Genomic DNA, 24155 nt, shown 5'->3' on the forward strand with positions numbered 1-24155 from the left:
TCGGCGCGCGACAAGGCGCCATCAGCGGTCCCATCAGATTGCATCAGTTTGGCTGATATTCTACGAGCGAGGCCCCTCAATTCGAGCGCCGAGAAATCTAACGTCGCAGGCTGGGCGGGAACCTAGATGAGGTTGGCCCTGGCGAGGTCGCGCATCAGATGGCTGGCGCCGTAGGTCCAGTGCGGGCAATCGGGCGACAGCCGCACCCGGTTGACCAGCGCGCCGAATTTCTCCGACGATATGGTGACGATGTCGCCGACCTTGTGCGTAAAACCCTTGCCCTTTTCGCCGCGATCCTTCGACGGCACGAACATGGTGCCGAGATAGAGCGCCAGCCCGTCCGGGTACTGGTGATGCGGACCCATGGCGGCTTGAATCAGCTCTTCCGGTGAGCGGCTGATCTCGGCCATCGAACTGGCGCCCTCCAGCGAGAAGCCGTCCTCGCCCTCGACCTTCAGGCGCACGACGGCTTGCTTCACGTCATCGATGGAAAAGCTGTCGTCGAACAGCCGGATGAACGGCCCGAGCGCTGCCGAGGCGTTGTTGTCCTTGGCCTTGCCGAGCAACAACGCCGAGCGCCCTTCGATGTCGCGCAGATTGACGTCGTTGCCGAGCGTGGCGCCGACGATCTTGCCGCTGCTGGCGGCGATCATGGCGATCTCCGGCTCCGGATTGTTCCAGGTGGAAACCGGATGCAGGCCGACATCGGCGCCGAAGCCGACCGACGCCATCGGCTGGCATTTGGTGAAGATTTCAGCATCAGGGCCGATGCCTACTTCCAAATATTGCGACCAGGCGCCTCGCTGGATGAGCTTTGCCTTGATCTCCATCGCCTCCGGCGAGCCGGGCTTGAGCTTCGACAGATCGTGACCGATCAGCCCGGCAATGTCGGCGCGAATGGCGTCAGCTTTTTCCGCCGAGCCGCGCGCCTGCTCCTCGATGACCCGTTCGAGCAGGCTGACGACGAAGGTGACGCCCGACGCCTTGACCGCCTGCAGGTCGACCGGAGAAAGCAGGTACGGTTTTTGCGAATCGCGCGCGGCCTGGAAACTGTTGGCGGCGATCGCATCAAGTGATCCGATCGGTTCGCCTCTGGCCGCCTGGACGTACCCTGCCGGGTCTGGCATCTCGCAGACGTCGCGCACGGTTGGTGCCATGCTCAACGTGATGTCGAACACCGTGCCGTCGCGCACCGTGACCACCAGCGGATGGGACCTATCGCTTGTCCGGGCGCGGCCGATGAAGAGGCCCTCGTTGGGCAGGAGAGTGGTATTCGTCATGGCTACGGTCCTCTGCTGTCTGGTTCTGCTGCGACGGTCGTCGCTGCCGGACCAATGGTTCACAAAGAGTCTGGCCAGCGGCGGCGGCACTTTCAACAAATTCCGGCCAAAGGTCTATCCCGTCCTCAAGGCGAGTTTTGTCAATCTGTCCGGGCGATCTCCGCGCTGCTTGACGGTGATTGCCCTTGGCGTGTCCCAATTGCGAAGCGGAAACGAGCTTTCAAAATTATGAGATGGTGACTAGGATTTTCACAACGAACTGCACTCCAGGTGATCCTTGCCCGCACCGTTTTCCGATCCGATCTGGCAGAAGCCGCAATCGGCCGCCGCACCCCAAGCGCTTGTCGGCGGTAAACCCGTCGATGTCGTCATCATCGGCGGTGGCATCATGGGCTTGTCGACTGCGTTGCATGCAGCCCGGTTCGGCTTTGCCGTGCAGGTGCTGGAAGCCGGCGAGATCGGCCAAGGCGCATCGGGCCTGAATGGCGGCCAGGTGATCCCCGGCCTGAAATATGATCCGGAATGGCTGCTGGAGCATTTTGGCGCCGAACGCGGCGAGATCCTCGTCAATTTTGCCGCCTCGACGGCGGACGCCGTCTTCGAATTGATCCGCGACGAGAAACTGGCGGTGCCGTTCGTTCGCAACGGCTGGATCCAGGCAGCGCACACCGAGACGGCGCTGAAGGCCGCGGCGAACAGGGACTGGCAATGGCGGAACCGCGGCGCCGATGTCCGGCTTCTGAGCCAGACCGAGATCGCCGCGTTGACCGGTGCGCAGGGCTATCTCGGCGGCTGGCTCGACCGCCGCGCCGGCGTGATCGATCCGCTTGCCTACACGTCGGAACTGGCTCGAATCGCCTCGGCCGCGGGCGTGAAGATCGCCGAGCACCAGAAGGCGACGCGCCTCGGCAAAAGCGTCGGCCTTTGGCGTATCTCGACGGAGGGCGGCGCCGAATTGCGAGCGAAGGCGGTCATTCTGGCGACGAACGCCTACACCGGCGATCTGCTCCCCGGTCTCGCCGAGACGATCGTTCCGCTGCACTCCTTCCAGATCGCGACAGCGCCGCTGCCGGCCGATCTGGCGGCCGGGATTCTGCCGGAGGGGCAGGCGGTATCGGATTCGCGCCGCATCCTCGTTTATTACCGCAAGAGTGCCGACGGGCGGCTGGTGCTTGGCGGGCGCGGCCGGATGGCGCTGCCGACCAGCGAAGGTGACTGGGCGCATCTCGAGCGCGCGCTGCTCCGGCTCTATCCCGCGCTGTCCGGAGTCGGCATCGAAAAGCGCTGGTTTGGCCGGGTGGCGATGACGCCGGATCACCTCCCGCATATTCACGAGCCCGAGCAGGGCCTGATGGCCGTGGTCGGCTGCCAGGGCCGTGGCGTCGGCCTGATGACTGCGCTTGGCGAGCGCATTGCCGGCTATCTGGCGAGCGGCGACGCTAGGCAATTGCCGTTCCCGGTCTCGCCGATCCGGCCGATACCGTTCCACGTCTTTCGGCAGGTCGGCGTCGCCGCGACGATCGCTTGGTATCGTACGCTGGATGCATTCGAGCGCTGATTTCCTACCGGCGTAGGAATCAGCTTGACAGTTTCATGATTATGAAAAACCTTTAGGGGATTTCAAATTCCGATGGGCATGCGATGTCGACCATCGTTGCAAGGCAGCCACTGCCGAAGTCCCGGTCCTCGACGGGTTTCCGGTTGGCCATGCTGCTGCCGGGCGGGCTGGTCACCTTCTTCCTGATCCTGTTTGCGCTTGGTCTCGTACTTTTCCTCGCCTTTCGCGGCAATGACGGTTCGCTGCTGGGCGCCGGTTTCACCTTTGCGAATTTCATCACGGTGGCGTCGGATCCTCTGTACTGGACGGTAACGCTGCGCTCGCTGGCCATTGCCGGCCTGGTAACGCTGGCAACGGTCGTCACCGCCTATCCCGTCGCCTACTACCTTGCCTTCTATGCCGGACGGCGGCGCGGGCTGCTGTTGTTTCTGGTGACGCTGCCGTTCTGGACCAGCTATCTCCTGCGCGTCTTCGCCTGGAAGATCGTGCTGGCCTATAATGGCGTGCTGAACTCGGCGCTCGTCGAAAGCGGCATCTGGTCCGAACCGATACTGGCGTTTCTCAACACGCCCGCCGCCGTCGTCGTCACGCTGGCTCACGCCTATGCGCCGTTCGCTATCCTGCCCATCTATGTGGCGCTGGACACGATTCCGAAATCGCTGCTCGAAGCTGCTTCCGACCTCGGCGCCAGGCCGTTCACCAGCTTCCGCCGCGTCGTGCTGCCGAATTCGATGCCAGGGGTGCTGGCGGCTGCTCTCGTCGTCTTCGTGCCGACGGTCGGCGACTATGTCACTCCGGCGCTGGTCGGCGGCCCTGCCAGCACCATGATCGGTTCGCTGATCCAGGCCCAGTTCGGCAAGGCCAATGACTGGCCGTTCGGCGCCGCACTCGCCGTCGCCGTCATGCTGGTCATCCTTGCCGTGGTGCTGGTGGTGCGTTCCGCCGACCGCAGATTTGGCAGCCGGACATGAACACGGCGCGTATCGATGCAAAGCAGGGCGGCGGTTGGCTGGGCGCCTATGTCCTTGCCTATCTGGTGTTCCTGTACTTGCCGATACTGCTGATCCCGCTGTTTTCCTTCAACAATTCGATCCAGGCGGCGTTTCCGCTGCAAGGCTTCACGTTGGAGTGGTACGCGACGCTGTTCGGCAATTCGGCGCTGTCCGGCGCGCTTGGGAACAGCCTCGTCATCGGTGCAACTGCCGCCACCGGCGCGACGCTCTGCGGCATCACAGTGTCGTATATGGACCTCTACGGCCGCTCGCCGCTTGCCGCCACTATCAGCGCCATCGCGCGGCTACCGATCCTGATCCCCGGCGTGATCGTCGGCATCTCGCTGCTGATACTGGTCAACCTCATTGGGTTCGGGCCGTCACGCACTGCCATCGTGCTCGGCCACATATTGGTGGCGCTGCCGACGACGGTGGTGATCATGAAAAGCCGCTTCGCTGCCATCCCGAAGACGATCCGCGAGGCCGCGCTCGATCTCGGCGCTTCCGATTGGACGACATTCAGACGGGTCATGCTGCCGCTCAGCCTGCCCGCCATTGTGTCAGCGTTCATGCTGGCCTTCCTGACCTCCTTCGACGAGTTCATCGTCGCCTTCTTCCTCGCCGGCACCGAGCCGACGCTGCCGCTTTACATCTGGAGCCAGCTGCGATTCCCCAAGTCGCTGCCGACCGTCATGGCGCTGGGCACGACCATCCTGGCCGTGTCATTCGTCATCGCGGCAATTGCCGAAATCCTGCGTCATCGCGGGCTCGCCGCCGCCCAACGGCCGGTGCCCGCCGACCTGTCCAAACCAGAAGAAACCGAAAGAGGAGAACTGCAATGGCATTCGACCTGAAATCGATAAATCGCAAGACAGTCCAAGCCGGATTGGCAGCCTTCGCGTTGGCGCTTTCGTCGACCGTCGCGCTTGCGGCCGACAAGTTGCAATATTTCACCTGGTCGGGCTACGAACTGCCCGAGTTCAACAAGAGCTTCCTCGCCGCACACCCCGATGGCGTCGAGGCCTCGATGTTCGGCGACGACGATGACGCCTTCACCAAGGTCAAGGCCGGCTTCCGCCCTGATGTCGCGCATCCGTGCTACGACAAGGTGGCGCGCTGGAACAAGGAAGGCCTGCTGCAGCCGATCGACACCAAGCGCATCAAGAACTGGGATTCGATCTTTCCGGTCTTCAAGAACCTGCCCGACCTGCAGGCCGGCGACGGCAAGGTCTGGATGGTGCCGTGGGACTGGGGCAACACATCGATCCTCTACCGCACCGATCTGGTGAAGAACCCGGAACCGAGCTGGAACCTTTTGTGGGACAAGCAGTACGCCGGGCGCATGGCGACGATCGACGCCGTCCACGACACGCCGGTGGTGGCGGCGCTTCTCGCCGGCGTCAATCCGTTCGACATGACGCCAGAGCAGATGGACAAGGTCGCGGAAAAATTGCGCGAGCAGCGCCCGCTGCTCTCGAACTACACCACCGACATGACCTCGGTCGAACAGGCGCTGGCCAGCGGCCAGCTTGTCGCCGCCATGACCTGGAACGCGTCGGCCACCTCGCTCAAGAAGCAGGGCGTGCCTGTCGAGTTCATGAAGCCTAGGGAAGGCATGCTGACCTGGGCGTGCGGCTTCGTCATGCTCAAGGACGCCAAGAATGTCGACCTCGCCTATGACTTCATCAACAGCCGGCTGGAGACGGATTCGGGAAAATACCTGATCCAGGCCTATGGTTACGGCAGCTCCAACAGCTCGGCCTTCGCCGCGGTGCCGAAGGAGGAGCTGGAAAAGCTGCAGCTGCCGTCCGATCCGGAAGTGATGCTGAAGACCACCGTCTTCACCGGGCCGATGAAGCAGAATGACGAACTCGCCAAGATGTTCGAGAAGGTCAAGGCAGGCGGCTGAGTTCGCTCTTCCTTCTCCCCTTGTAGGAGAAGGTGGATCGGCGCGTAGCGTCGAGACGGTTGAGGGGTGCTCGACGGAATGCGGGGTTTGCCAAGCTGGAACACCCCTCATCCGACCGAGCTTCGCTCGGCCACCTTCTTCCACAACGGGGAGAAGGGAAAGCGCTGGCAAACGAGGAAGTATGCATGGACATGCTGAACGAAGCGGCTGAAAAGCCGAAAGACGACGCCGACGTGCGGGTCGGCCGGCGCGTGCGGGCGCTTAGGCTGGAACGCAATCTTTCGCTGGCCGAGCTTGCCGCCAAGGCCGGCGTTTCGATCGGGGCGCTCAGCCAGATCGAGCGTGGCCTGTCCTCGCTTCGCGTCAAAGTGATCTGGCCGCTTGCCGCCGCTCTCGATATCGAGCCGTCGGCGCTGATCGCCGACGGCAACGGTGCCGGCAACGATCTCTATTGCGTGCGGGCCAACAGCCGTCGGCAGATCCCGGTGAAATCTGAAGGCATCGCCAAGGCGCTGCTGTCGCCGCCGGCCGCCACGCTCACCGGCATGCTGGTGACGGTGGAAGCCGGTGGTGGCACCGTCGAAGCCTACGCCCATCCCGGCCACGAATTCGGTTTCGTCCTGTCGGGCGAAGTCGAACTCGTGGTCGATTCAACCACCTATGGGCTGAAGACCGGCGACAGCTTCGCCTTCAAGAGCACCTTATTGCATGCCTTCCGCAATCCGGGCGCCGAGCGCTGCCAGATTCTCTGGGTCAACACGACCAAGCCGTCCGAGGTTCGCGATGGCGCCTGAACCTCTCGTCCGGCTGGATGCGGTCTCGAAGATTTTCCCCGGCGGCATCGTCGGTCTCGACGCCGTCGATCTCGACATTGCCCGCGGCGAGTTCCTGACCTTGCTCGGGCCCTCCGGCTGCGGCAAAACCACCAGCCTGCGGGTGATCGCCGGTTTCGAAAGCCCATCGAGCGGACGGGTGTTGCTCGAAGGCCGTGACATCACTTCGCTGCGGCCGTTCGACCGGCCGGTCAACACCGTGTTTCAGGACTATGCGCTGTTTCCGCACATGGACGTCGCCGAAAATGTCGGCTTTGGCCTGTCGCTGCGCAAGCTTTCTGGGGCTGAACAGGCAAAGCGCGTCGGCGAAGCGCTCGACATAGTCGGCCTTGCCGAGAAGCTCGGTGCCCGCGTGTTCGAATTGTCGGGCGGCCAGCGCCAGCGCGTCGCGCTCGCCCGTGCGATTGTCTGCGAACCGCGTGTGCTGTTGCTCGACGAGCCGCTGTCGGCGCTCGACGCGCATCTGCGCGAACAGATGCAGGTAGAATTGAAGCGGCTGCAGTCGCGGCTCGGCACCACTTTCGTCATGGTCACCCACGACCAGACCGAGGCCCTGTCGATCTCCGACCGCATCGTCGTCATGAACAAGGGCCGCATCGAGCAGATCGCACCGCCGGCCACGCTCTACGACAGGCCCGCCACAAAATTCGTCGCCAGTTTTATCGGCACGATGAATCTGCTGCAGTCGCGCTTTGTCGGCCGTGACGGCGATCGATTGCGTTTCAGCGCCGGCGCCCTACCGCTCGAAGCCACGTCGGAAACCGGCGAAGCGCCCGGAGAAGGCGCGGTGCGAACCATCGGTGTGCGTCCGGAGGATCTTTTAGCGACGACCGAAGCAGCGACCGGCGCCGCGCCGGTGCGGGTGAGCAGCATCGTCTTTCACGGCCGCACCCTGCGCCTGCACGCCGAATTGTCTCAGGGGATACCAGTGGTGATCGATGCGCCACGCCGGGCGGAAGGTTTTCAATTCAGCGTCGGCGATGTGGCGCATATCAGCCTGCGCCGCGGCGCTAACTGCCCTATGCTGCCTGGCTGATCTGATCCCCATCCTTCCAAAAAACCGGAGCATAACCCATGAGCAATCACCTGAACTTCTTCATCGACGGAAAATGGGTCGCGCCCGTAGTGCCGGCAACGCTGGACGTGATCGATCCATCCACCGAGGAGGCCTATACGAAAATCTCCGTCGGTGGGAAGGCGGATGTGGATCGCGCTGTGGCAGCGGCGAAGGCGGCCTTTCCGGCCTTCTCGCAGACCAGCAAGGCCGAGCGCCTGAAGCTGCTGAAGCGCATCCTGGAAGTCTACAACGAGCGCTACGAGGACATCGCGCAGGCTGTCAGCCAGGAGATGGGCGCGCCGATCACCTGGGCGCGCGAGGCGCAGGCCTGGGCGGGCAGGGCGCATATGGAGTCCACCATCAAGGCGCTGGAGGATTACGAATTCAGCGAGAAGCGCGGCACCACCATGGTGGTCAAGGAGCCGATCGGCGTCTGCGCGCTGATCACGCCGTGGAACTGGCCGCTCAACCAGATCGTCTGCAAGGTGGCGCCGGCGATCGCCGCCGGCTGCACGGTCGTGCTAAAGCCTTCCGAGATCGCGCCGATCAGCGGCGTCATCTTTTCGGAAGTGATGGGAGCGGCCGGCACGCCGAAGGGCGTCTACAACATGGTCAACGGCACCGGTCCGGATGTCGGACAGGTCATGGCCGGCCATCCCGACGTCGACATGGTCTCGTTCACCGGTTCGACCCGGGCCGGCATCATCGTCGCCAAAACAGCGGCCGAGACGGTCAAGCGCGTCGCGCAGGAGCTCGGCGGCAAGTCGGCCAACATCGTGCTGCCCGATGCCGATCTCGAGAAGGCCGTGCGCAAGGGCGTCAACGCCTGTTTCGGCAATAGCGGCCAATCCTGCGATGCGCCGACGCGCATGCTGGTGCCGGCCGGCCGCCACGACGAGGCGCTTGCGATCGCCAAGAAGACAGCCGAGGCGCACAAGGTCGGCGATCCGCGCTCGGAAGAAACCAAGCTCGGGCCGGTGGTCAGCAACATCCAGTTCGACAAGATCCAGCGGCTGATCGAGGCCGGCATCGCCGAGGGTGCGACACTGGTCACCGGAGGTCCGGGCCGGCCGGAGCACCTCAATCGCGGCTACTATGTCAGGCCGACCGTCTTCGGCCACGTCACACCAGGCATGACAATCGAGCGGGAAGAAATCTTCGGGCCGGTGCTTTCGGTCATGTCCTACGATGACGATGACGACGCGGTGAAGATCGCCAACGACACCGTCTATGGCCTCGCCGCCTATGTGCAGTCAGGGGACATCGACCACGCACGCAAGATCGCTGGCCGCCTGCGCGCCGGGCAGGTCTCGATCAACTATCCGGAGTGGGACACATTCGCGCCCTTCGGCGGCTACAAGCAGTCGGGTAATGGCCGCGAATATGCCGACTGGGCGATCCATGACTTCCTCGAGATCAAGGGCATCATCGGCTACGGCGCCTAGCGCATGACTGCGAACAGCGCCGCGTGTCCAAGAAGGACGCGCGGCGCGGCGCGTGGCATAGCCAAGCTATTCGGCGGCTTCGCGGACGGGGATCAAACGCCGCTCGACCTGTTGGAGATGCAGCCGCATCGCCGCGGCCGCGCCGCCGAGGTCGCGCTCGGCTATCGCTTCGACGATCCGTTCATGGTCGGCGAAGCTGTGATGGTCTGCCGGAGGGCGGGCGCCTTCTGAACGAAGACGTCCCCACACCACGGTTCGGCGCACGGCGTTCAGGACATCGAACAGGCCGAGCAGCACATTGTTGCGGCTCGCCTGCGCAATCTGCCGGTGGAGCAGATTGTCGATGTTCTCGTATTGCCGCCATGTGACGGCTTCCCGCGTCTGCACCAGCGATTGTCGCATCGAGGCGATATCGGAAAGCGTGGCGTGCAGCGCCGCTTCGCGCGCAATCTCGGGCTCGATGATGAGGCGCGCGCGCATCACGTCGGCCGGATTCGTGCGCCCGGCGATTTCCGAAATCCCGATCGTCTCCTCGACCGGTCCACTGCCGACGAAGGTGCCCCTGCCGACGTGACGCCAGATGCGGCCGTCCTTCTCGAGCACCGCCAGCGCCTTGCGCAGATCGCCGCGCGATACGCCGAGGCTCTCCGACAATTCCCGCTCGGCAGGCAGCCGTGTCTCGCCGGCATGGTCCATCTGGGCAAGATAGGCCTGAAGCTGAACCAGGGCGGCGCGGCCGCCATTACCGGGATCGTCCATCAATTTAACCAATTCGCATATGATTTCCCTTTGCCGGTGTTAAAACGATTACCGGAAACCGTCAACTGCCGATTTTCTGGGCCCGCGCATCTGTCATCGCGCAGTTTCTCCTTGACCAATCCGCTCCACAGCCTTAACCAATTAAGGTAATGGTTACAAAAACGGGAGGAATGACAATGGCCAGCATGACCGGACGTACCGTCCTTGCCACCGCTTTCGCTGCGTTTCTGGCATTTGCATCGCACCTGTCGGCCGCAAATGCGGGCGACATGCGCATCGCATTCGGCGACCTTCCCGGTATAGAATCCATCCAGACGCTCGCCGCGATAGAGCGCGCCAAGGAACGCGGCGTGAATGTCGAGCTCATTGTTCTCAATGACGAGGATCTGGCTGCCCAGGCGATTGTCGGCGGCCAGGCCGATGTCGGTATCGGCGCGCCCTATACTTTGATCCAGAAGGTTGGCGTGCCCATCCGCATCTTTGCGCAGATATCGACGCTGCGCTTCTTTCCTGTCGTCAACAGCGAATTTTACAAGGAATGGAAGGATTTGGACGGGCAGGAAGTCGCCGTTCAGGCGCGCGGCTCCGGCACAGAGGCGGTCATGCTCCTGATGGCGAAAAACCACGGCATCAAGCTCGGCAACATCAGCTATGTCCCGGGTTCCGAGGTTCGCCGCAATGCGCTGCTGCAGGGGACCATCAAGGCGTCGATCGTCGATGCCGCCAACAGGCGCGCGCTTGAGGCCGAAGCCCCCGGCAAGTTCATCGTTCTGCCGGTCGAGGATCTCGGCGCCTCGGACGAAGCGCTTTTCGCGACCGCAGACTATCTGAAGAACAACGCCGCCGACGTCGACATCCTGGTAGAGGAACTGATGAAGACCGCGCGCGAGATCACCGCGAACCCGGCGGTGGCGGTCGAGCTCCGCAACAAGTACAAACTGCTGCCGGATCTCGGCGCGGAGGCTGATAGCGAAATCACCGAATACTACAAGGAAACCGCGGAAGCCGGCAGCCTTGCGCTGAATGGCGGCGGAGCGGATGCGGCCAAAGACGACTTCGCCTTCTTCAGCCTTGCCGGCCAGATCGAAGGCGATCCCGCGAGCCTCAAGGTCGAGGACTTCTGGGATGTCTCCGCAATCGACCGCGCCGTCGCCAAGCTCGGCAAGAAATAGGCGGCCTGCCGGATGGCCGTAAGCATCAGAACTGACGGCGAGGCTGCCGGCCTCGCTTCTCCATCGACTCGAAGCGCAACGGGCGCATCTTGGGACCAGCCGATCCTGCTCAGGCTGGTCTCGATCGCTCTGTTCGCGGGAATTTGGGAAGTGGCCGGGCGTATTCCCGTCAGCTTCGCCTTTCCGACTTTTTCCGACACCATCGTCGCATTTTTCGGATTGCTCGCCGACGGCAGCTTGGCAACTGCCTATCTTTCGACACTGCAGCCGCTGTTGCTCGGCGTTGTCCTGTCGGCGTTCCTGGGTGTCGGCCTCGGCACGATCTGTGGCCTGTGGCGCACCGGCGAATGGCTGGTGATCCCTGTGTTCATCGTGCTTCAGGCAGCACCTGTCGCCGCCTTCATTCCAATGGTCACCTTCGTCTACGGAATAGGCATGACCGCCAAAACGCTCGCCGTCATGATCCTGGCGCTGCCGGTCATCGTGCTCAATACCTACAAGGCCGTGCGCAACGTCAACGAGTCGCTGCTAGTCATGTGCCGATCATTCCTGGGCACACGTTGGCAGACCGTCGCCAAGATCATTCTTCCGGACGCCAGTCCAGTGATTTTTGCCGGTTTGCGCCTCGGCGTCGCTGCCGGGTTCGTCGGCGTGGTGCTCGCCGAGCTGCTGATCACCCCAACCGGCATCGGCGACCTCATAACCTTCCACCGCTCGCGCGCAGACTACGCCGAGATGTACGCAACAATTGCCTCGATCATTGCGCTTTCCACCCTGACGCTCGTCTTTCTGCAGTGGGTGGAAGTCCGTGTTTTCAGGCCGGAGAGTAGAGGTGCTTAAGATGGGCGCGACCGCATTGCGAAATGGACCGTCGCCGGTTCCCGCACCGATCGATTCAATCGTGGAGGTGAGAGGAATTTCCAAGACCTACGGCAATGTCGAGGCGCTGCGCGGCATCGACCTCGACTTTCCCAGGGGCAAGCTGACCAGCCTTCTCGGACCCAGCGGTTGCGGAAAGACGACCCTGTTGAAGATCATAGCGGGGCTGATACGGGCCGATGCCGGCACTGTCGCGATCAACGGCAAGCGCGTCAGCGCCCCAGGCCCCGAACGCGCTTTCGTGTTCCAGGACTTTGCGCTGATGCCTTGGGCGACCGTGACGCGCAATGTAGCCTTCGGACTTGAATTGCGCGGCACCAACAAGGCCGAGCGTGAGGAGATCGCCCGCCGCTATATAGCTGAGGTGGGTCTCGCCGGCTTCGAGGACAAATACCCGCACGAGTTGTCGGGCGGCATGCGCCAACGCGTCGGCCTGGCGCGGGCCTTGTCGGTCGATGCCGACGTCCTGCTCCTCGATGAACCGTTTTCGGCGGTCGACGAGCAGAACCGGCGGAAGTTCCAGGAAGATCTGATCCGACTGCGCACCAACCAGAACAAGACCTTCATCTTCGTGACGCACTCGATCGAGGAGGCAGTCTACATCTCCGACCGCATCGTCTTGCTGTCACCGAGACCCGGCCGGGTGTCGCAGATCATTGAACCGGAAATCGATCGCTCCGGCGACCCCGAGCGCATTCATCGCGACAGGCACTATCTCGATACGGTCGAGGAGATATGGCTGGGGCTGAAGCAGTATGTGGAGTGACCGGTCATGACCCTGTTTGGCTACCGAGTACCAATGATGGCGTCCCTGCTCGTCTGGTGCGTCGTATGGGAAATCGTCGGCCGGCTGGACCTTGTCTTTCTGCTGCCACCGTTTAGCGACGTGCTGGCTGCAGCGGTCGGTTTGGTGCAGACCCCGTCCTGGCAGAGCGCGACGGTCACGACCCTTCGCGCCTTCGCCATGGGCATGGCCCTGTCGATCGTAATCGGCGTGCCTCTGGGCATCCTGATGGGACGTGTCAAGATCGCCGACGACCTGCTCGGCATGTGGGTCAATATCTTTTCAAGCGCCCCGCTCTCGGCGATCGTCCCGGTGCTGATGATCCTGTTCGGCTTCGGCGAGCAGACGATCGTTGCGGCGGTGTTCCTGTTTGCGATCTGGATCATTGTACTCGACACGCGCGCCGGGGTCCGCCATATCTCGCCGTCGCTGATCGAGATGGCGCGTTCCTATGGCGCCTCGCGTGCGGCCCTTTATACCAAGATCATCCTGTGGGCGGCGCTTCCGGAGATCCTTGCCGGCATCCGCCTCGGCCTCATCCGCGGCGTCAAGGGCGTCGTCATCGGCCAGTTGCTCGTCGCCATCGTCGGCTACGGCGCGCTGTTCGAGACTTTCTCGCGAAATTTCCGCATGGCCGAATTCTGGGCCCTGACCATCATCCTTTTTGCCTTCGCCCTGCTGATTGCCGAACTGATCGAAAGGGCCGAAGCCAAAGTCGAATACTACGCAGGAGCAAGACAGTGAACATGCACGGCACGACCTCAAGCTACGTCATCGAACCGAACGCAATCCCCAGCATCCCGGTGGCGGGAACTGACAAGATGTTTCCGGTGCACCGGGTCTATTGCGTCGGACGGAACTATGCCGCGCACGCAGTCGAGATGGGACACGACCCCAACAAGGAGCCGCCATTCTTCTTCCAGAAGAATCCCGACAACCTCGATACGACAGGAGAATTTCCGTATCCTCCGGCCTCCAACGATGTCCATCACGAGATCGAAATGGTCGTGGCGCTGAAGAGCGGCGGCACGGACATCGCGGCCGAAAAGGCTCTGGACTGCGTGTTCGGTTATGGCGTAGGTCTCGACATGACCAGGCGCGACCTGCAAGGTAAGGCGAAGGACATGGGCCGTCCATGGGAGGTCGGCAAGGCCTTCGAGGCATCGGCGCCATGCACGCCATTGGTTCCGGCAAGTTCGATCGGTCATCCAACCCAGGGAGCGATTTGGCTGGACGTCAATGGCGAGCGAAAACAAACCGGCGATCTCAACCAGATGATTTGGAAAGTTCCGGAAATGATCAGCTATCTCTCCGGTCTCTTCACGCTGATGCCGGGGGACATCATTCTTTCCGGCACGCCGGCGGGCGTCGGGGCAGTTGTTCGCGGTGATGTTCTTCGCGGTCATATCGATGGCGTCGGCGACCTAGAGGTTCGCGTTGTCTGAAGCGGCGTCGATCATTGAACGGCTTGCTGTCGGAGCGGACGATGCGCCGGCGATTTCGGCACCCGACAGGATCACGCTCACCCATGGCGGACTGCGCCGCCTGATCTCTGAAACGGCAGCGCAACTGCACGCGCTGGGCCTGGGCCGCGGCGATCGGGTGGCCATCGTGCTGGCGAACGGGCCGGAGATGGCGACGGCCTTTGTCGCGGTGGCCGCGGCGGCGTCCACGGCGCCGCTCAACCCGGCCTACCGGGCCGACGAGCTTGACTTCTACCTGACCGACATTGGCGCCAAGGCGATCCTGGTTGCCGAAGACGAAAGCGGCCCGGCGATTGCCGTTGCCGAGCGCCTGGGCATAGCGGTGCTCAGGCTCGCAGCACTGCGCGACGCGCCTGCCGGGAGCTTCAAGATCGAGGGCGAACCGATCGGCCCGCCGGCTACGCCCGAACTGGCTGAGGACGGCGACATCGCGCTGTTGCTGCACACTTCAGGCACCACGTCACGACCAAAGCTGGTGCCGCTCAGCCATGCCAATCTTGCCGCCTCGGCCGCCCATATCGGCGCGACGCTCGGCCTGACATCAGGCGATCGCTGCCTCAACATCATGCCGCTGTTCCACATCCATGGTCTGATCGCGGCGGTGCTGTCCTCGCTCGCCGCCGGCGGCAGCGTCTTCTGCACGCCGGGCTTCAACGCGCTGCGCTTCTTCCATTGGCTAAGCGAGGCGCGGCCGAGCTGGTACACGGCCGTGCCGACCATGCATCAGGCGATCCTGCCTCGGGCGGCACGCAATGCCGATGCACTGGCAGCGGCGCCTCTTCGCTTCATCCGCTCGTCCTCGGCATCGCTGCCGCCGCAAGTGATGGCCGAGCTTGAGGTGACCTTCGGCTGTCCGGTGATCGAATCCTACGGCATGACCGAGGCCGCCCACCAGATGGCCTCGAACCGGTTGCCGCCAGGCCTGCGCAAGCCGGGCAGCGTCGGCGCCGCCGCTGGACCGGAAGTGGCGGTGATGGCGCTGGACGGGCAATTGCTGAAGCCCGGTGAGACCGGCGAGATCGTCATTCGCGGGCCTAATGTCACCGCGGGCTACGAGAAGAATCCGGACGCCAATGCCACTGCCTTCGCGCATGGCTGGTTTCATACCGGCGACCAGGGTGTGCTCGACGGCGACGGCTATCTGCGCGTCACCGGCCGGCTCAAGGAGATCATCAACCGCGGCGGCGAGAAGATCTCGCCGCTCGAGGTCGATGACGTGCTGATGGACCATCCGGCGGTGGCGCAGGTCGTCACTTTCGCCACGCCACACGACAAGCTCGGGGAGGAGGTCGCGGCTGCGATCGTGCTGCGCGAGGGCATGGCCGCTACCGAAGGCGATATCCGCAGCTTCGCCGCGATGCGGCTTGCCGACTTCAAGGTGCCGCGCATTGTCCTGATCCTGGACGAAATCCCGAAGGGCGCGACGGGCAAGCTGCAGCGCATCGGTCTCGCGACCAAACTGGGTCTTGTCAAACCCGGGCTTGCCAAACCCGGGCCTGGATGATGATGCGGATCACCATTTTTGGCGCCGGCGCGATCGGAGGCTATCTCGCGGCCAAACTTGCCATGACCGGCCGGGTCGATCTGTCGATCATGGCGCGCGGCGCTCATCTCGATGCGATCAAGGCGGCCGGACTTCGCCTGATCGAAGACGGCCATGAATCCGTCGTCTCTGTCAGGGCCGCCGCGCAAGCGCAGGAGCTAGGCGTCCAGGACTATGTCGTACTGGCGCTCAAGGCCCATTCTCTCGCACCGGCGCTCGACCAGATCGCGCCGCTGCTGGGCGAGGGGACGGCTGTCGTTACCATGCAGAATGGCGTGCCGTGGTGGTACTTCCACAAGATCGGCGGTTCGCTCGAAGGCACGCGGTTGCAAGCTGTGGATCCCGGTGGAGTGATCTGGGATCGGCTTGGGCCGGATCGCGTCATCGGCTCGGTCGTGTATCCCGCGGCTGAGGTGGATGCGCCCGGCCTGGTCCGCCATATCGAGGGAAAACGCTTTTCGCTCGGCGAGCCCTCGGGCGAGAAGAGCGAACGTGTCACGCGGCTTGCTGCGGAGATGGTTGCGGCAGGGCTGCAGGTGCCGGTTCGCGACGACATCCGAAGTGAGATCTGGGTGAAGCTCTGGGGCAATCTCTCCTTCAACCCCATTTCCGCGCTGACCGGCAGCACGCTTGCGGCAATCGCTGCCGACGAGGCAACCCGCACGCTTGCCCGCACTATGATGCTGGAGGCGCAGGCGATCGGCGAAAGTCTCGGCGTGCGTTTCCCGATAAATGTCGACCGGCGTATCAAGGGGGCCGGCGATGTCGGCGAGCACAAGACCTCGATGCTGCAGGATCTGGAGCGCGGCCGACCAATGGAGATCGATGCGCTGGTGACGGCGGTTCAGGAACTCGGCCGGTTGACTGGCCAGCCAACGCCCGCCATCGACAACGTGCTGGCGCTGGTGCGCCGCCTCGCCATCGAGCGCGGCTGCTATCTGACGTAAGCTAGGGCAGGCGGGTTCACGTCGATAAAACCCATCTGCAGGCGTCGGACGCTGGCAGCTGAACGGCTATGACGATTCCGTGGCCGCCATGTGAGCGCGAAACAACGCCGCTTCAGAGCCTCTTAACGTAGTCCGCAAGCTGGTCGGCCACGGTGCCCCAGCCATCGAAAAAGCCCATCTCCTCATGGTTCTTGCGTGTGGCTTCATCGCGGTGGATGGCGGTCGCGACGTAGCGTGTCGCCTTGCCTTCCGGGTGCAATGATATGACCGCTGTGATGAACGGGTCCCCTGACGGCCGATAGCCGGGCAGCAACGCATCGGTCCACACCAGCCGCTCGTTAGGCACGATGTCGAGGTAGCAGCAATGCCGGTCGTTGACCTCCTTGCCATCAGGCGACTGCATGCGGGTCCGGAACAGGCCGCCGGGCCTGAGGTCGATCTCGCAATCGGTGACGATCCACGGCTTCGGTGTGAACCACTGCCGAACATGCTCGGGCGTCGTCCAGGCTGTCCACAAAAGCTCGCGCGGCGCTCCGATGACGCGTTCGAGGACGAGATCGAGTTTCGGGTCGGGTTTGAAAAGCGGGGTCGAACTCATTTGTCTTTCTCCTTGAGTGTCATCACGTAGGCATCGAACTGGTCGAGGCGGCGTTCCCACAGTGCGCGCTGCTCGGCCAGCCAATTTTCCGCGACCTTCAGCGGCTCCGGCGCGAGCCGGTAGGTCCTGACGCGGCCGGCCTTTTCGGAACGCACCAGCCCGCAGCCTTCCAGAACCCTGAGATGTTCGATGAAGGAGGGCAGAGCCATCTCGAACGGCTGGGCGAGCTCACTGACCGATGCCGGGCTGCGGTTCAGCCGCTCGACCACGCGCCGCCGCGTCGGATCGGCCAGCGCTCGGAAAATGCCGTCGATCGGCGGGACGCTAGGACTCGAGGTCTGTGGGCTTGTTGCGACGGTCATGTCTTCCTCGCGCCACTGCGCATGGCCAAAGATGGTTCGGAAAACACTTAGGAAAATTCCTTAGTATAGGCAAGCCCAAAAGTTCTGAGGATGCCTGCGGGGTCTCTGACAAAGTCTGAAGGGTCGTTTAGGGTGCCGCCAGATTCGACGAACGATCAGTCCGAGGGGCCAAAATTTTGACCATCACCATGTACGGCATCACCAATTGCGATACGATCAAGAAGGCGCGTGTCTGGCTGGAAAGCCATGATGTCGCCTACCGCTTTCATGACTACAGGGTCGAAGGACTGGACGCGGACCGGCTGAACGGCTGGTCCCGCAAAGTCGGCTGGGAAATCCTGCTTAACAAGGCGAGCACGACGTTTCGCGAACTGTCGGACAAGGACAAGCTGAGCCTCGACGAGAAGAAGGCCAAGGCGCTGATGTTGGCCAACCCGACGATGATCAAGCGGCCGGTCCTCGAACTTGGCGATCGCATCCTCGTCGGCTTCAAGCCTGATGTTTACCAGCAGGCGGTGGGCGGGTTGAAGTAGCGGGACGGGACGCTTTTCGCGCTCCAGTTCGAGAGCCTGCTTGCCGCGCCGGTCTCAATTCCGCCAGGCGAATTGGGTCGCGGGGAAGACCTTGGCCTGCCTGGCCGACAGCGCGTCCCATGCTTCGCGTCTGCGTGGGTCCGGCTCGATGGTCTCGGCGATGCTCGTCATGGCGTCCGCGGCCTCAGCAAAACTCTCGAACCATCCGATGCCGACCGCTGCGCTAATGGCTGCGCCGAGGGAGGAGGCTTCAGCGTTGTGACCCTTATGGATCGAGATCCCGGTCGCGTCCGCGATCATTTTTGTCCAAAGTTTGCTGTTGGCGCCGCCGCCGATCGCCACCATTTGCGCCGGCGAAAGACCATGGCTGCGCATCTCTTCGAGAGCCCTGGCGGTTTGCAGCGTCATCGCCTCTAGCCCCGCACGATAAAAATGACCGAGCGTGTGCGAGGGGTGCATGCCGATGAAGCTCGCGCGTGCGCTCGGATCCCAATGCGGGTCCATGCAACCGACCAGGGTGGTGCCGGCGAGAAGTCCGTCCGAGCCGATCGGGACGGCCGCCGCTTCCCTTTCCAGGCGGTCGAAGATCGCCGGATGGGAGCGTCCGCCGGCAAACATGTCTACGAACCAGTTGACGAAATAGACACCCGCCCGCTGCACCGCCTCAAGGAAATAGCCATCGCCTGTCGGCGAGGTCATGGTGCGCCAGAAGGCGCCGACCACCGGTTCCCGCGACCAGATTCCCGCGATGATCGCAGTTCCGAGATTGAGATAGACGACGCCGTCGCGCATGGCATTGACGCCGAGCCCGGCGCATTGCCCATCGCCGCCGGCGGCAATCACCGGCGTTCCTTCGGCTAGCCCTGTTGCGGCGGCGGCCGCGGCATGGACGGTCCCGACCCGCGTGCCGGACCGCACCGCGTTGGGAAGTTGCGACGGCTTGATGCCGAGATGATCGAGGAGCGGCTGCGACCATGCCTTGCGCGAGATGTCGAAGAGACCGAACGGATCGGCGCTCGTCCAGCTCGCACTCGGCGTTCCCGTCAGTTTCAGCGTCAGGTAGCCGTGCACGTCGAGGATTTTCTTCGCATGGTCCAACCGTTTCGGTTCGTTCTCGCGCAGCCACTTCAGGCGGTAGACCACCGGCGTCACATCGATCGGCTTGCCGGTGATCGCGTGCAGCCGCTCACGGCCGATTTCCGCCGCGAAACGGTCGACCAGCCCGGCGGCGCGTTCGTCGAGCCAAAGGCTCGCGGGTCCGATCGGCTCGCCGGCGCCGTCGATGAGGGCAACGGTCTCCCGCTGGTTGGAGATCGCGATACCGGCGATGCGTTTCGCATCGACCGCGCCGACAAGCTGTCGCAGCGCCACTGTTGCGGCCCGCCACCAGTCGGTGACCTCCTGCTCGACATAGTCCGGCCTCGGCTTCATCAGATCGAGCGGCGCGCGGCCTTCCGCCACGGCTCGTCCGTCCCGGCTCCAGGCAATCGCCTTGCAGGATTGCGTGGAACTGTCGAGGCCGACGACAAGGGGTCCGTCGCTGCTGCCCATGATTGTCCTCCCGAGACGATGAGTTCCACCGAGTGCTGGTTAGTCGAGTGCCGGTTATTCCAAGAGAATGTTCGCGGTGGCCATGTCGGTGACAAAATGTGTCGCATATCCGCCGCCGAGCCCAGCCCTGATCGCCCCCATCTTGCGGGCGCCGCCGGCGGCGCAGATACGGATGGGCACCGCTTTCAGTTCATCGAGCGTGATGCCGACGGTGCGTCCGTCGAGCGGAGTAGCGAAAGGGGCGCCTCGAGCGTCGATGAACCGCCCGATGATGACCCCGAGCGCTCCCTGCTCGATCATACCTGCAAGTGCGTCGGCATCCGATATCCCGGCTCGGGCATAGGTGCTCTCCGGCCCTATATCGCCGATCCCGAAGATGACCTTGCCGGCGGCACGGATCATGCGGAACTGGTTGACGAGCATCGGCTCCTGCATGAGTTCGTCGTGCAGTTCGTCGGTGGAGACGATCGCCGGGGCAAGCAGGTTGATGCAGCGGGCTCCGAGCCGATTGGCCATCAGCGAGGTGCAGAATTCCGGCGAGAAATCGCTGGTGCCGATCGAGCTTCCCGAGAGCTGGACGACGGTGAGGTTCCGGTCATGCCGTAATCGTGGAATCGAGCGGGCGGCAGCGAGCACCGTTTTTCCCCAGGCGACGCCGATCGTGTCACCCGGATCGACCATGGATGCGAGCAACCGTCCTGCCGCTTCGCCGATGCGGCGGTCGGCATCGTTTGGATCGAGGTCGGGGATAACCGCCGCGCCGCGAAGGCCGTATTTTTCCATGAGGCGCCGCGAGGTCAACGTGCGGGCAAAAGCGTCGTGATCGACCTGCACGGCGACAAGTCCGCTTTCGCGTGCCTCCTGCAGATAGTTTACCACGCTCGCCCTGGAGACATTCATGACCTTCGCCACATCGCTCTGGTTGAGCTGGTCGACATAGTAGAGCCAGGCGGCCCACGCCACCGCGCTGTCGAATTCGGGCGGCAGTGCCGAGAGCCCAGATGTTCGGACCACGTCGATGTCGGCGTTGGCATTCATGTCCCTTTTTCCGCAGGTTTGCAGAACGAAGTCAAGCGTTGAGGGCGGATGCTTGACAAAAGACAGTGATAGGTGACTATTGTTCGATGGCGCAGCGCGCCTGTGTCTGGACTAGAGAGTTGCCCCCACAAGAGGACGCCATGACGAATCCGGCAGCCGGATCCTGGACGACTTTAATCGACGACATTTTGGACGGGAACTGGACCAGCCCGGAGACCGGGAAAAAGGCCGTGGTGCCTTATGATCGGATCGTCATCGAAGAAAGCCTCGACGGGCGGGCGGCCGATCTCGTTTCGGAGCTCGGTCTGGGTGAGCGGTTCACCGTCGTCGCGGATGCCGCGACCTATGATGCGCTTGGCGAACGCGTTGCGCGCGAACTGAAGACGCTCGGCCCTGTCGATGTCCTGATATTGGACCACCCGCATGCCGACATGGCCAACGTCGAAAGCCTGGCCGTCAAACTCGCGGATGCGGATGCCGTGGTCGCGGTCGGTTCCGGCACGATCAACGATCTCTGCAAGTTCGTCACCGGAAGAAACGAACGGCGCTATTGCGTGTTCGGGACGGCCGGTTCGATGAACGGCTACACATCGACGACCGCGTCCATCACACTTGAAAGCGGCCTGAAGGTATCGCTCCCTTCCCACGCGCCATCAGGCTTTTTCGTCGACCTTGGCGTCTCCGCTGCCGCCCCGACCTATCTGTCAGCGGCCGGGTTCGGTGACTGCCTTTGCCGCTCGGTCGCCCAGATCGACTGGTGGATGTCGCACCGTCTGCTTGGCACTGCCTACCATCAGGTCCCGTTTCTCATCCAGGAAAAGGATGAAGCGGCGCTCAACGAGCGTGCGGCAAAGCTTGCCGAACACGACATCGAGGCCAATGGCTATCTCTATCGCGTGCTGACGCTCTGCGGCCTCGGAATTTCCTTCACCGGCGTCTCCAATCACGGTTCCATGGGCGAGCATCAGATATCGCACTACATAGACTGTTTCGCCGGCGAGCGTCACCCCGGTACGCTCCACGGCACCCAGGTCGGCGTCGCTTCGCTCACCATGGCGCGATTGCAGCAAGCAATGCTTGCTAGCGACAAGCCGCCGGTTGTGAAGGCGACGAAGATCGATCCTGACGACATGGTCCGCCGCATGAGCCCGGCTGTCGCCGCACAATGTCTCGACGAACTGAAGAAGAAGGCCTTCGACGGGAATGCCGCCGCCGCATTCAACGAGCGGCTGCAGGAGCTTTGGCCGACACTCAGGCAGGAGCTCAAGCAATTCATGGTGCCTGTCGACGAGATGCAGCGCCTGCTGAAATCCACCGGCGGGCCGATCTCAGCCGCCGAGTTGGGCACGCCACCCGATTTCTACCGCGAAGCCGTCGTTCATTGCCGGGAGATGCGCAATCGCTTCTCGTTCCTCGACATTGCTGCGGATGCAGGAATGCTGGAGGATTTTGCGCGTGGGGAAGCTTGACGGGATGCGCGACCTCGCCGAATTCGGACCCGAAGCTGCGGCGCGCATTCGCGGCGTCTTCTGCGATATCGACGACACCTTGACGACCGAGGGTCGTCTTCCAGCCGACGCCTACCGTGCGCTCGAAAGTCTGCACGAGGCGGGCCTTGTCGTTGCTCCCATTACCGGGAGACCGGCAGGCTGGTGCGACATGATTGCCCGGTTCTGGCCGGTGACCGGCGTGGTCGGCGAAAATGGCGCTTTTTACTTCGCTTATGATCAGGCAACGCGAAAGATGATCCGGGTTTTCGCCGCGAGCGCTGAGGAACGCCGGGAAAACAGGCGCAGACTCACGGAACTGGAAAAGCGTATTGTCCAGGAAGTGCCGGGTTCGGCCGTATCCGCCGACCAGCAATATCGCGAAGCCGATCTGGCCATCGACTTTTGCGAAGATGTTCCAGCTCTGCCGATCTCCGACGCCATGCACATCAAGCAGATTTTCGAGGAAGCCGGCGCTGTCGCCAAGATTTCGTCGATCCATGTGAATGGCTGGTTTGGCCGATATGACAAGCTGTCGATGACGCGCCGCTTTGCGAGCGAGAGGCTGGGAACCGATCTCGATGCCGAAAGGCAGGCCTACGCGTTCGTCGGAGACAGTCCGAACGACGCTCCGATGTTCGGTTTTTTTCCGAGCTCGTTCGGGGTCGCGAATGTCATGGACTTCCAGGGACAAATCGACGCCGAACCCGCTTTCGTCGCCAGGTCGCGGGGTGGACGCGGCTTCGTCGAGGTTGCCGATATGATCCTGGCAAACCGGAGGTCGGGGGTGGTCTGATCGGCCGGCGCGAAATGTGCCGCCCGCAAACGACGCAAAGGATGCTGCAGGCGATGGAACCGAACCAGGGACGGCTTAGGAAAGATTCGATGCCATTCTGCTTTCAGAGGAAAGCGAGCGCGATGCACCAGGCAAAATCGCACAGCACCTTCGGTTGCTACCGCAATCCCGGCCGGTGGATGTCAGAGCGAACTCCCCGTCTCCTGATCGGTGATGAGGCCGGTGAAGAATCCCTTTTCCAGGAGCTTGGCCATGATGCCGACCTTATTCTTTCCGCCGGAAACAAGGATGCGTTTGGGAATGTTCATTGTGTCGAGAGGGTAAACCCCGACAATGCGTTCATTGACGGGATGGTCGATGAGTTCGGCGTTCCGGTCGAAGAAATAGCCGAGAAAGTTCCCGATCGGTTTCATTCTGAGGATATCGTCGAATTCCTCGTCGGTCATATAACCGACGCTCCGAAGCGTCGAGCTGGTTGTGCCGCCGACGCTCATCAGCGCAAGGTCGGCGTTCAGTGCCTTCTGGATAACCTCGCGCGCGCTCGGTTGCTGCAGGATCGTCTCGCGGCTGTCGCGGCTGTCGCAGATGATCGGTCCGGGGAGATAATAGGATTCGGCCTGGGTGCGCTGGGCAAAGACGGCGGCGGCGTCGTATTTGTCGATCGACGACCGGCGCGACAGAGAGCCGAGAAGCGGTACGACGGTAACGTTCCTGAGGGCCACCGGTTCGATGTTGGAGGCGAGCCATCTCATGGTTCGGCCCCACGCCATGGCCACCGTCATGTCGTCCCTGAGCAGCGTCTCGACGGTCTGCGCGGCATAGATGCCGATCACTTCGGAGAGCCCGAGCTCCGACCCGGTATCGTTCGGTGTGACGCTGCATATGTCGAGCCGGTACTTCCGCCTGAGCTGTTCTTCCATTTCGAGCGCCTGGGACGTCCCGGCGTTGATGCGGATCGAGACGATGCCGCGCTCCTTCGCCTCGGCCAGCAACCTGTGGATCTTGGTGCGGTTGATCTGCAGCCGCTCGGCGATGGCCTGCTGCGTTTCGCCCAACACGAAATACTGATGGGCTACCCGTGCCAGGAGACCGATCGACGTCATGAGGGTCCTCCGAGGCTGGTGGCGCACCCATCCGAATGCCGCTGT

The 24155-nt window shown here is 62.9% G+C and carries 24 protein-coding genes; 17 read left to right on the forward strand and 7 right to left on the reverse strand.

Translation table 11 applies throughout. From position 1 onward, the window contains the following. Window positions 1-122 precede the first annotated feature (122 nt). Entirely contained in the window at window positions 123-1280 is a 1158-nt protein-coding gene (locus CIT31_RS08425; RefSeq protein WP_095518409.1) for a fumarylacetoacetate hydrolase family protein, read from the reverse strand. 277 nt (window positions 1281-1557) lie between these two features. Between CIT31_RS08425 and CIT31_RS08430 the strand changes: the two genes are divergently transcribed. From CIT31_RS08430 to CIT31_RS08460, 7 genes are all read left to right on the forward strand, one after another. Then, the gene (locus CIT31_RS08430; RefSeq protein WP_095518223.1) at window positions 1558-2838 is read left to right on the forward strand and encodes an NAD(P)/FAD-dependent oxidoreductase; all 1281 of its coding nucleotides are present in this window, start codon (window positions 1558-1560) and stop codon (window positions 2836-2838) included. Between the two features lie 83 nt (window positions 2839-2921). Then, window positions 2922-3809: an ABC transporter permease gene (locus tag CIT31_RS08435; protein ID WP_095518224.1), complete on the forward strand. Its 888-nt coding sequence runs from the start codon at window positions 2922-2924 to the stop codon at window positions 3807-3809. Further along, a complete protein-coding gene (locus tag CIT31_RS08440; protein WP_095518225.1) occupies window positions 3806-4684 on the forward strand; it encodes an ABC transporter permease in 879 nt (292 codons plus the stop codon). Before CIT31_RS08435 ends, CIT31_RS08440 begins: the two co-directional genes overlap by 4 nt. Further along, entirely contained in the window at window positions 4669-5739 is a 1071-nt protein-coding gene (locus CIT31_RS08445) for an ABC transporter substrate-binding protein (RefSeq protein WP_065010093.1), read from the forward strand. The genes CIT31_RS08440 and CIT31_RS08445 overlap by 16 nt, the downstream gene beginning before the upstream one ends. A 185-nt stretch (window positions 5740-5924) precedes the next feature. Beyond that, window positions 5925-6533: a cupin domain-containing protein gene (locus CIT31_RS08450; RefSeq protein WP_095518226.1), complete on the forward strand. Its 609-nt coding sequence runs from the start codon at window positions 5925-5927 to the stop codon at window positions 6531-6533. Continuing rightward, window positions 6523-7608: an ABC transporter ATP-binding protein gene (locus CIT31_RS08455; protein ID WP_095518227.1), complete on the forward strand. Its 1086-nt coding sequence runs from the start codon at window positions 6523-6525 to the stop codon at window positions 7606-7608. Before CIT31_RS08450 ends, CIT31_RS08455 begins: the two co-directional genes overlap by 11 nt. Before the next feature lie 38 nt (window positions 7609-7646). Further along, on the forward strand, window positions 7647-9074 hold the full coding sequence (locus tag CIT31_RS08460) for an aldehyde dehydrogenase family protein (RefSeq protein ID WP_095518228.1): 1428 nt from the start codon (window positions 7647-7649) through the stop codon (window positions 9072-9074). 66 nt (window positions 9075-9140) lie between these two features. Here the strand turns inward: CIT31_RS08460 and CIT31_RS08465 are convergent, their stop codons facing one another. After that, window positions 9141-9833 carry a FadR/GntR family transcriptional regulator gene (locus tag CIT31_RS08465; protein WP_095518229.1) on the reverse strand — a complete coding sequence of 231 codons (693 nt, stop codon included), beginning with the start codon at window positions 9831-9833 and terminating at the stop codon, window positions 9141-9143. Between the two features lie 176 nt (window positions 9834-10009). Between CIT31_RS08465 and CIT31_RS08470 the strand changes: the two genes are divergently transcribed. Genes CIT31_RS08470 through CIT31_RS08500 form a run of 7 tightly spaced genes read left to right on the forward strand, consistent with a single transcriptional unit; the run spans window position 10010 to window position 16642 of the window. After that, window positions 10010-11005: an ABC transporter substrate-binding protein gene (locus CIT31_RS08470; protein WP_095518230.1), complete on the forward strand. Its 996-nt coding sequence runs from the start codon at window positions 10010-10012 to the stop codon at window positions 11003-11005. A gap of 12 nt (window positions 11006-11017) precedes the next feature. Beyond that, the gene (locus CIT31_RS08475; protein WP_095518231.1) at window positions 11018-11845 is read left to right on the forward strand and encodes an ABC transporter permease; all 828 of its coding nucleotides are present in this window, start codon (window positions 11018-11020) and stop codon (window positions 11843-11845) included. Window position 11846: 1 nt separating this feature from the next. Further along, entirely contained in the window at window positions 11847-12650 is an 804-nt protein-coding gene (locus tag CIT31_RS08480) for an ABC transporter ATP-binding protein (protein WP_095518232.1), read from the forward strand. A 6-nt stretch (window positions 12651-12656) separates the two neighbouring features. Beyond that, a complete protein-coding gene (locus CIT31_RS08485) occupies window positions 12657-13412 on the forward strand; it encodes an ABC transporter permease (RefSeq protein WP_095518233.1) in 756 nt (251 codons plus the stop codon). A gap of 2 nt (window positions 13413-13414) precedes the next feature. Then, entirely contained in the window at window positions 13415-14113 is a 699-nt protein-coding gene (locus CIT31_RS08490; RefSeq protein ID WP_095518234.1) for a fumarylacetoacetate hydrolase family protein, read from the forward strand. Further along, a complete protein-coding gene (locus CIT31_RS08495) occupies window positions 14106-15656 on the forward strand; it encodes an acyl--CoA ligase (protein WP_095518235.1) in 1551 nt (516 codons plus the stop codon). The genes CIT31_RS08490 and CIT31_RS08495 overlap by 8 nt, the downstream gene beginning before the upstream one ends. Window positions 15657-15658: 2 nt before the next feature. Next, window positions 15659-16642, forward strand: coding sequence for a 2-dehydropantoate 2-reductase (locus CIT31_RS08500; RefSeq protein ID WP_095518410.1), 984 nt, complete (start codon window positions 15659-15661; stop codon window positions 16640-16642). A 112-nt stretch (window positions 16643-16754) separates the two neighbouring features. Here the strand turns inward: CIT31_RS08500 and CIT31_RS08505 are convergent, their stop codons facing one another. Together CIT31_RS08505 and CIT31_RS08510 are read right to left on the reverse strand one after the other, a co-directional pair. Beyond that, a complete protein-coding gene (locus CIT31_RS08505) occupies window positions 16755-17240 on the reverse strand; it encodes an SRPBCC family protein (protein WP_095518236.1) in 486 nt (161 codons plus the stop codon). Beyond that, window positions 17237-17602 carry an ArsR/SmtB family transcription factor gene (locus CIT31_RS08510; RefSeq protein ID WP_095518237.1) on the reverse strand — a complete coding sequence of 122 codons (366 nt, stop codon included), beginning with the start codon at window positions 17600-17602 and terminating at the stop codon, window positions 17237-17239. The genes CIT31_RS08505 and CIT31_RS08510 overlap by 4 nt, the downstream gene beginning before the upstream one ends. Window positions 17603-17778: 176 nt before the next feature. On the opposite strand from CIT31_RS08510, the gene CIT31_RS08515 reads away from it, so the two are divergent. Continuing rightward, the gene (locus tag CIT31_RS08515; RefSeq protein ID WP_029355455.1) at window positions 17779-18135 is read left to right on the forward strand and encodes an ArsC family reductase; all 357 of its coding nucleotides are present in this window, start codon (window positions 17779-17781) and stop codon (window positions 18133-18135) included. 54 nt (window positions 18136-18189) lie between these two features. On the opposite strand, the gene CIT31_RS08520 is transcribed toward CIT31_RS08515, so the two are convergent. Together CIT31_RS08520 and CIT31_RS08525 are read right to left on the reverse strand one after the other, a co-directional pair. Beyond that, window positions 18190-19686 (reverse strand): xylulokinase, encoded by a 1497-nt coding sequence (locus CIT31_RS08520; protein ID WP_095518238.1) that lies wholly within the window; start codon window positions 19684-19686, stop codon window positions 18190-18192. 54 nt (window positions 19687-19740) lie between these two features. After that, window positions 19741-20724 (reverse strand): sugar-binding transcriptional regulator, encoded by a 984-nt coding sequence (locus CIT31_RS08525; protein WP_065010108.1) that lies wholly within the window; start codon window positions 20722-20724, stop codon window positions 19741-19743. A gap of 140 nt (window positions 20725-20864) precedes the next feature. Here CIT31_RS08525 and CIT31_RS08530 point away from each other — a divergent pair, with 140 nt between their 5' ends. Both CIT31_RS08530 and CIT31_RS08535 read left to right on the forward strand, forming a co-directional pair. After that, window positions 20865-22193 carry a sn-glycerol-1-phosphate dehydrogenase gene (locus CIT31_RS08530; RefSeq protein ID WP_095518239.1) on the forward strand — a complete coding sequence of 443 codons (1329 nt, stop codon included), beginning with the start codon at window positions 20865-20867 and terminating at the stop codon, window positions 22191-22193. 4 nt (window positions 22194-22197) lie between these two features. After that, on the forward strand, window positions 22198-23007 hold the full coding sequence (locus CIT31_RS08535; RefSeq protein WP_095518240.1) for an HAD-IIB family hydrolase: 810 nt from the start codon (window positions 22198-22200) through the stop codon (window positions 23005-23007). Between the two features lie 182 nt (window positions 23008-23189). Here CIT31_RS08535 and CIT31_RS08540 read toward each other — a convergent pair whose 3' ends face one another. Then, window positions 23190-24110, reverse strand: a complete 921-nt coding sequence (locus CIT31_RS08540) for a sugar-binding transcriptional regulator (RefSeq protein WP_029355466.1) — start codon at window positions 24108-24110, stop codon at window positions 23190-23192. Window positions 24111-24155 lie beyond the last annotated feature (45 nt).

Origin of the sequence: Mesorhizobium wenxiniae, assembly GCF_002284535.1 — a bacterium.
GTDB lineage: Bacteria > Pseudomonadota > Alphaproteobacteria > Rhizobiales > Rhizobiaceae > Mesorhizobium > Mesorhizobium wenxiniae.

What these genes read in the sequence shown, in the direction of transcription:
- CIT31_RS08460 (WP_095518228.1), top strand. Translation starts at nt 7,647, where the DNA reads ATGAGCAATCACCTGAACTTCTTCATCGACGGAAAATGGGTCGCGCCC.
- CIT31_RS08500 (WP_095518410.1), top strand. Translation starts at nt 15,659, where the DNA reads ATGCGGATCACCATTTTTGGCGCCGGCGCGATCGGAGGCTATCTCGCG.
- CIT31_RS08480 (WP_095518232.1), top strand. Translation starts at nt 11,847, where the DNA reads ATGGGCGCGACCGCATTGCGAAATGGACCGTCGCCGGTTCCCGCACCG.
- CIT31_RS08530 (WP_095518239.1), top strand. Translation starts at nt 20,865, where the DNA reads ATGACGAATCCGGCAGCCGGATCCTGGACGACTTTAATCGACGACATT.
- CIT31_RS08485 (WP_095518233.1), top strand. Translation starts at nt 12,657, where the DNA reads ATGACCCTGTTTGGCTACCGAGTACCAATGATGGCGTCCCTGCTCGTC.
- CIT31_RS08425 (WP_095518409.1), bottom strand. Translation starts at nt 1,280, where the DNA reads ATGACGAATACCACTCTCCTGCCCAACGAGGGCCTCTTCATCGGCCGC.
- CIT31_RS08445 (WP_065010093.1), top strand. Translation starts at nt 4,669, where the DNA reads ATGGCATTCGACCTGAAATCGATAAATCGCAAGACAGTCCAAGCCGGA.
- CIT31_RS08475 (WP_095518231.1), top strand. Translation starts at nt 11,018, where the DNA reads ATGGCCGTAAGCATCAGAACTGACGGCGAGGCTGCCGGCCTCGCTTCT.
- CIT31_RS08505 (WP_095518236.1), bottom strand. Translation starts at nt 17,240, where the DNA reads ATGAGTTCGACCCCGCTTTTCAAACCCGACCCGAAACTCGATCTCGTC.
- CIT31_RS08440 (WP_095518225.1), top strand. Translation starts at nt 3,806, where the DNA reads ATGAACACGGCGCGTATCGATGCAAAGCAGGGCGGCGGTTGGCTGGGC.
- CIT31_RS08470 (WP_095518230.1), top strand. Translation starts at nt 10,010, where the DNA reads ATGGCCAGCATGACCGGACGTACCGTCCTTGCCACCGCTTTCGCTGCG.
- CIT31_RS08465 (WP_095518229.1), bottom strand. Translation starts at nt 9,833, where the DNA reads ATGGACGATCCCGGTAATGGCGGCCGCGCCGCCCTGGTTCAGCTTCAG.
- CIT31_RS08490 (WP_095518234.1), top strand. Translation starts at nt 13,415, where the DNA reads ATGCACGGCACGACCTCAAGCTACGTCATCGAACCGAACGCAATCCCC.
- CIT31_RS08525 (WP_065010108.1), bottom strand. Translation starts at nt 20,724, where the DNA reads ATGAATGCCAACGCCGACATCGACGTGGTCCGAACATCTGGGCTCTCG.
- CIT31_RS08455 (WP_095518227.1), top strand. Translation starts at nt 6,523, where the DNA reads ATGGCGCCTGAACCTCTCGTCCGGCTGGATGCGGTCTCGAAGATTTTC.
- CIT31_RS08435 (WP_095518224.1), top strand. Translation starts at nt 2,922, where the DNA reads ATGTCGACCATCGTTGCAAGGCAGCCACTGCCGAAGTCCCGGTCCTCG.
- CIT31_RS08535 (WP_095518240.1), top strand. Translation starts at nt 22,198, where the DNA reads ATGCGCGACCTCGCCGAATTCGGACCCGAAGCTGCGGCGCGCATTCGC.
- CIT31_RS08510 (WP_095518237.1), bottom strand. Translation starts at nt 17,602, where the DNA reads ATGACCGTCGCAACAAGCCCACAGACCTCGAGTCCTAGCGTCCCGCCG.
- CIT31_RS08450 (WP_095518226.1), top strand. Translation starts at nt 5,925, where the DNA reads ATGGACATGCTGAACGAAGCGGCTGAAAAGCCGAAAGACGACGCCGAC.
- CIT31_RS08540 (WP_029355466.1), bottom strand. Translation starts at nt 24,110, where the DNA reads ATGACGTCGATCGGTCTCCTGGCACGGGTAGCCCATCAGTATTTCGTG.
- CIT31_RS08520 (WP_095518238.1), bottom strand. Translation starts at nt 19,686, where the DNA reads ATGGGCAGCAGCGACGGACCCCTTGTCGTCGGCCTCGACAGTTCCACG.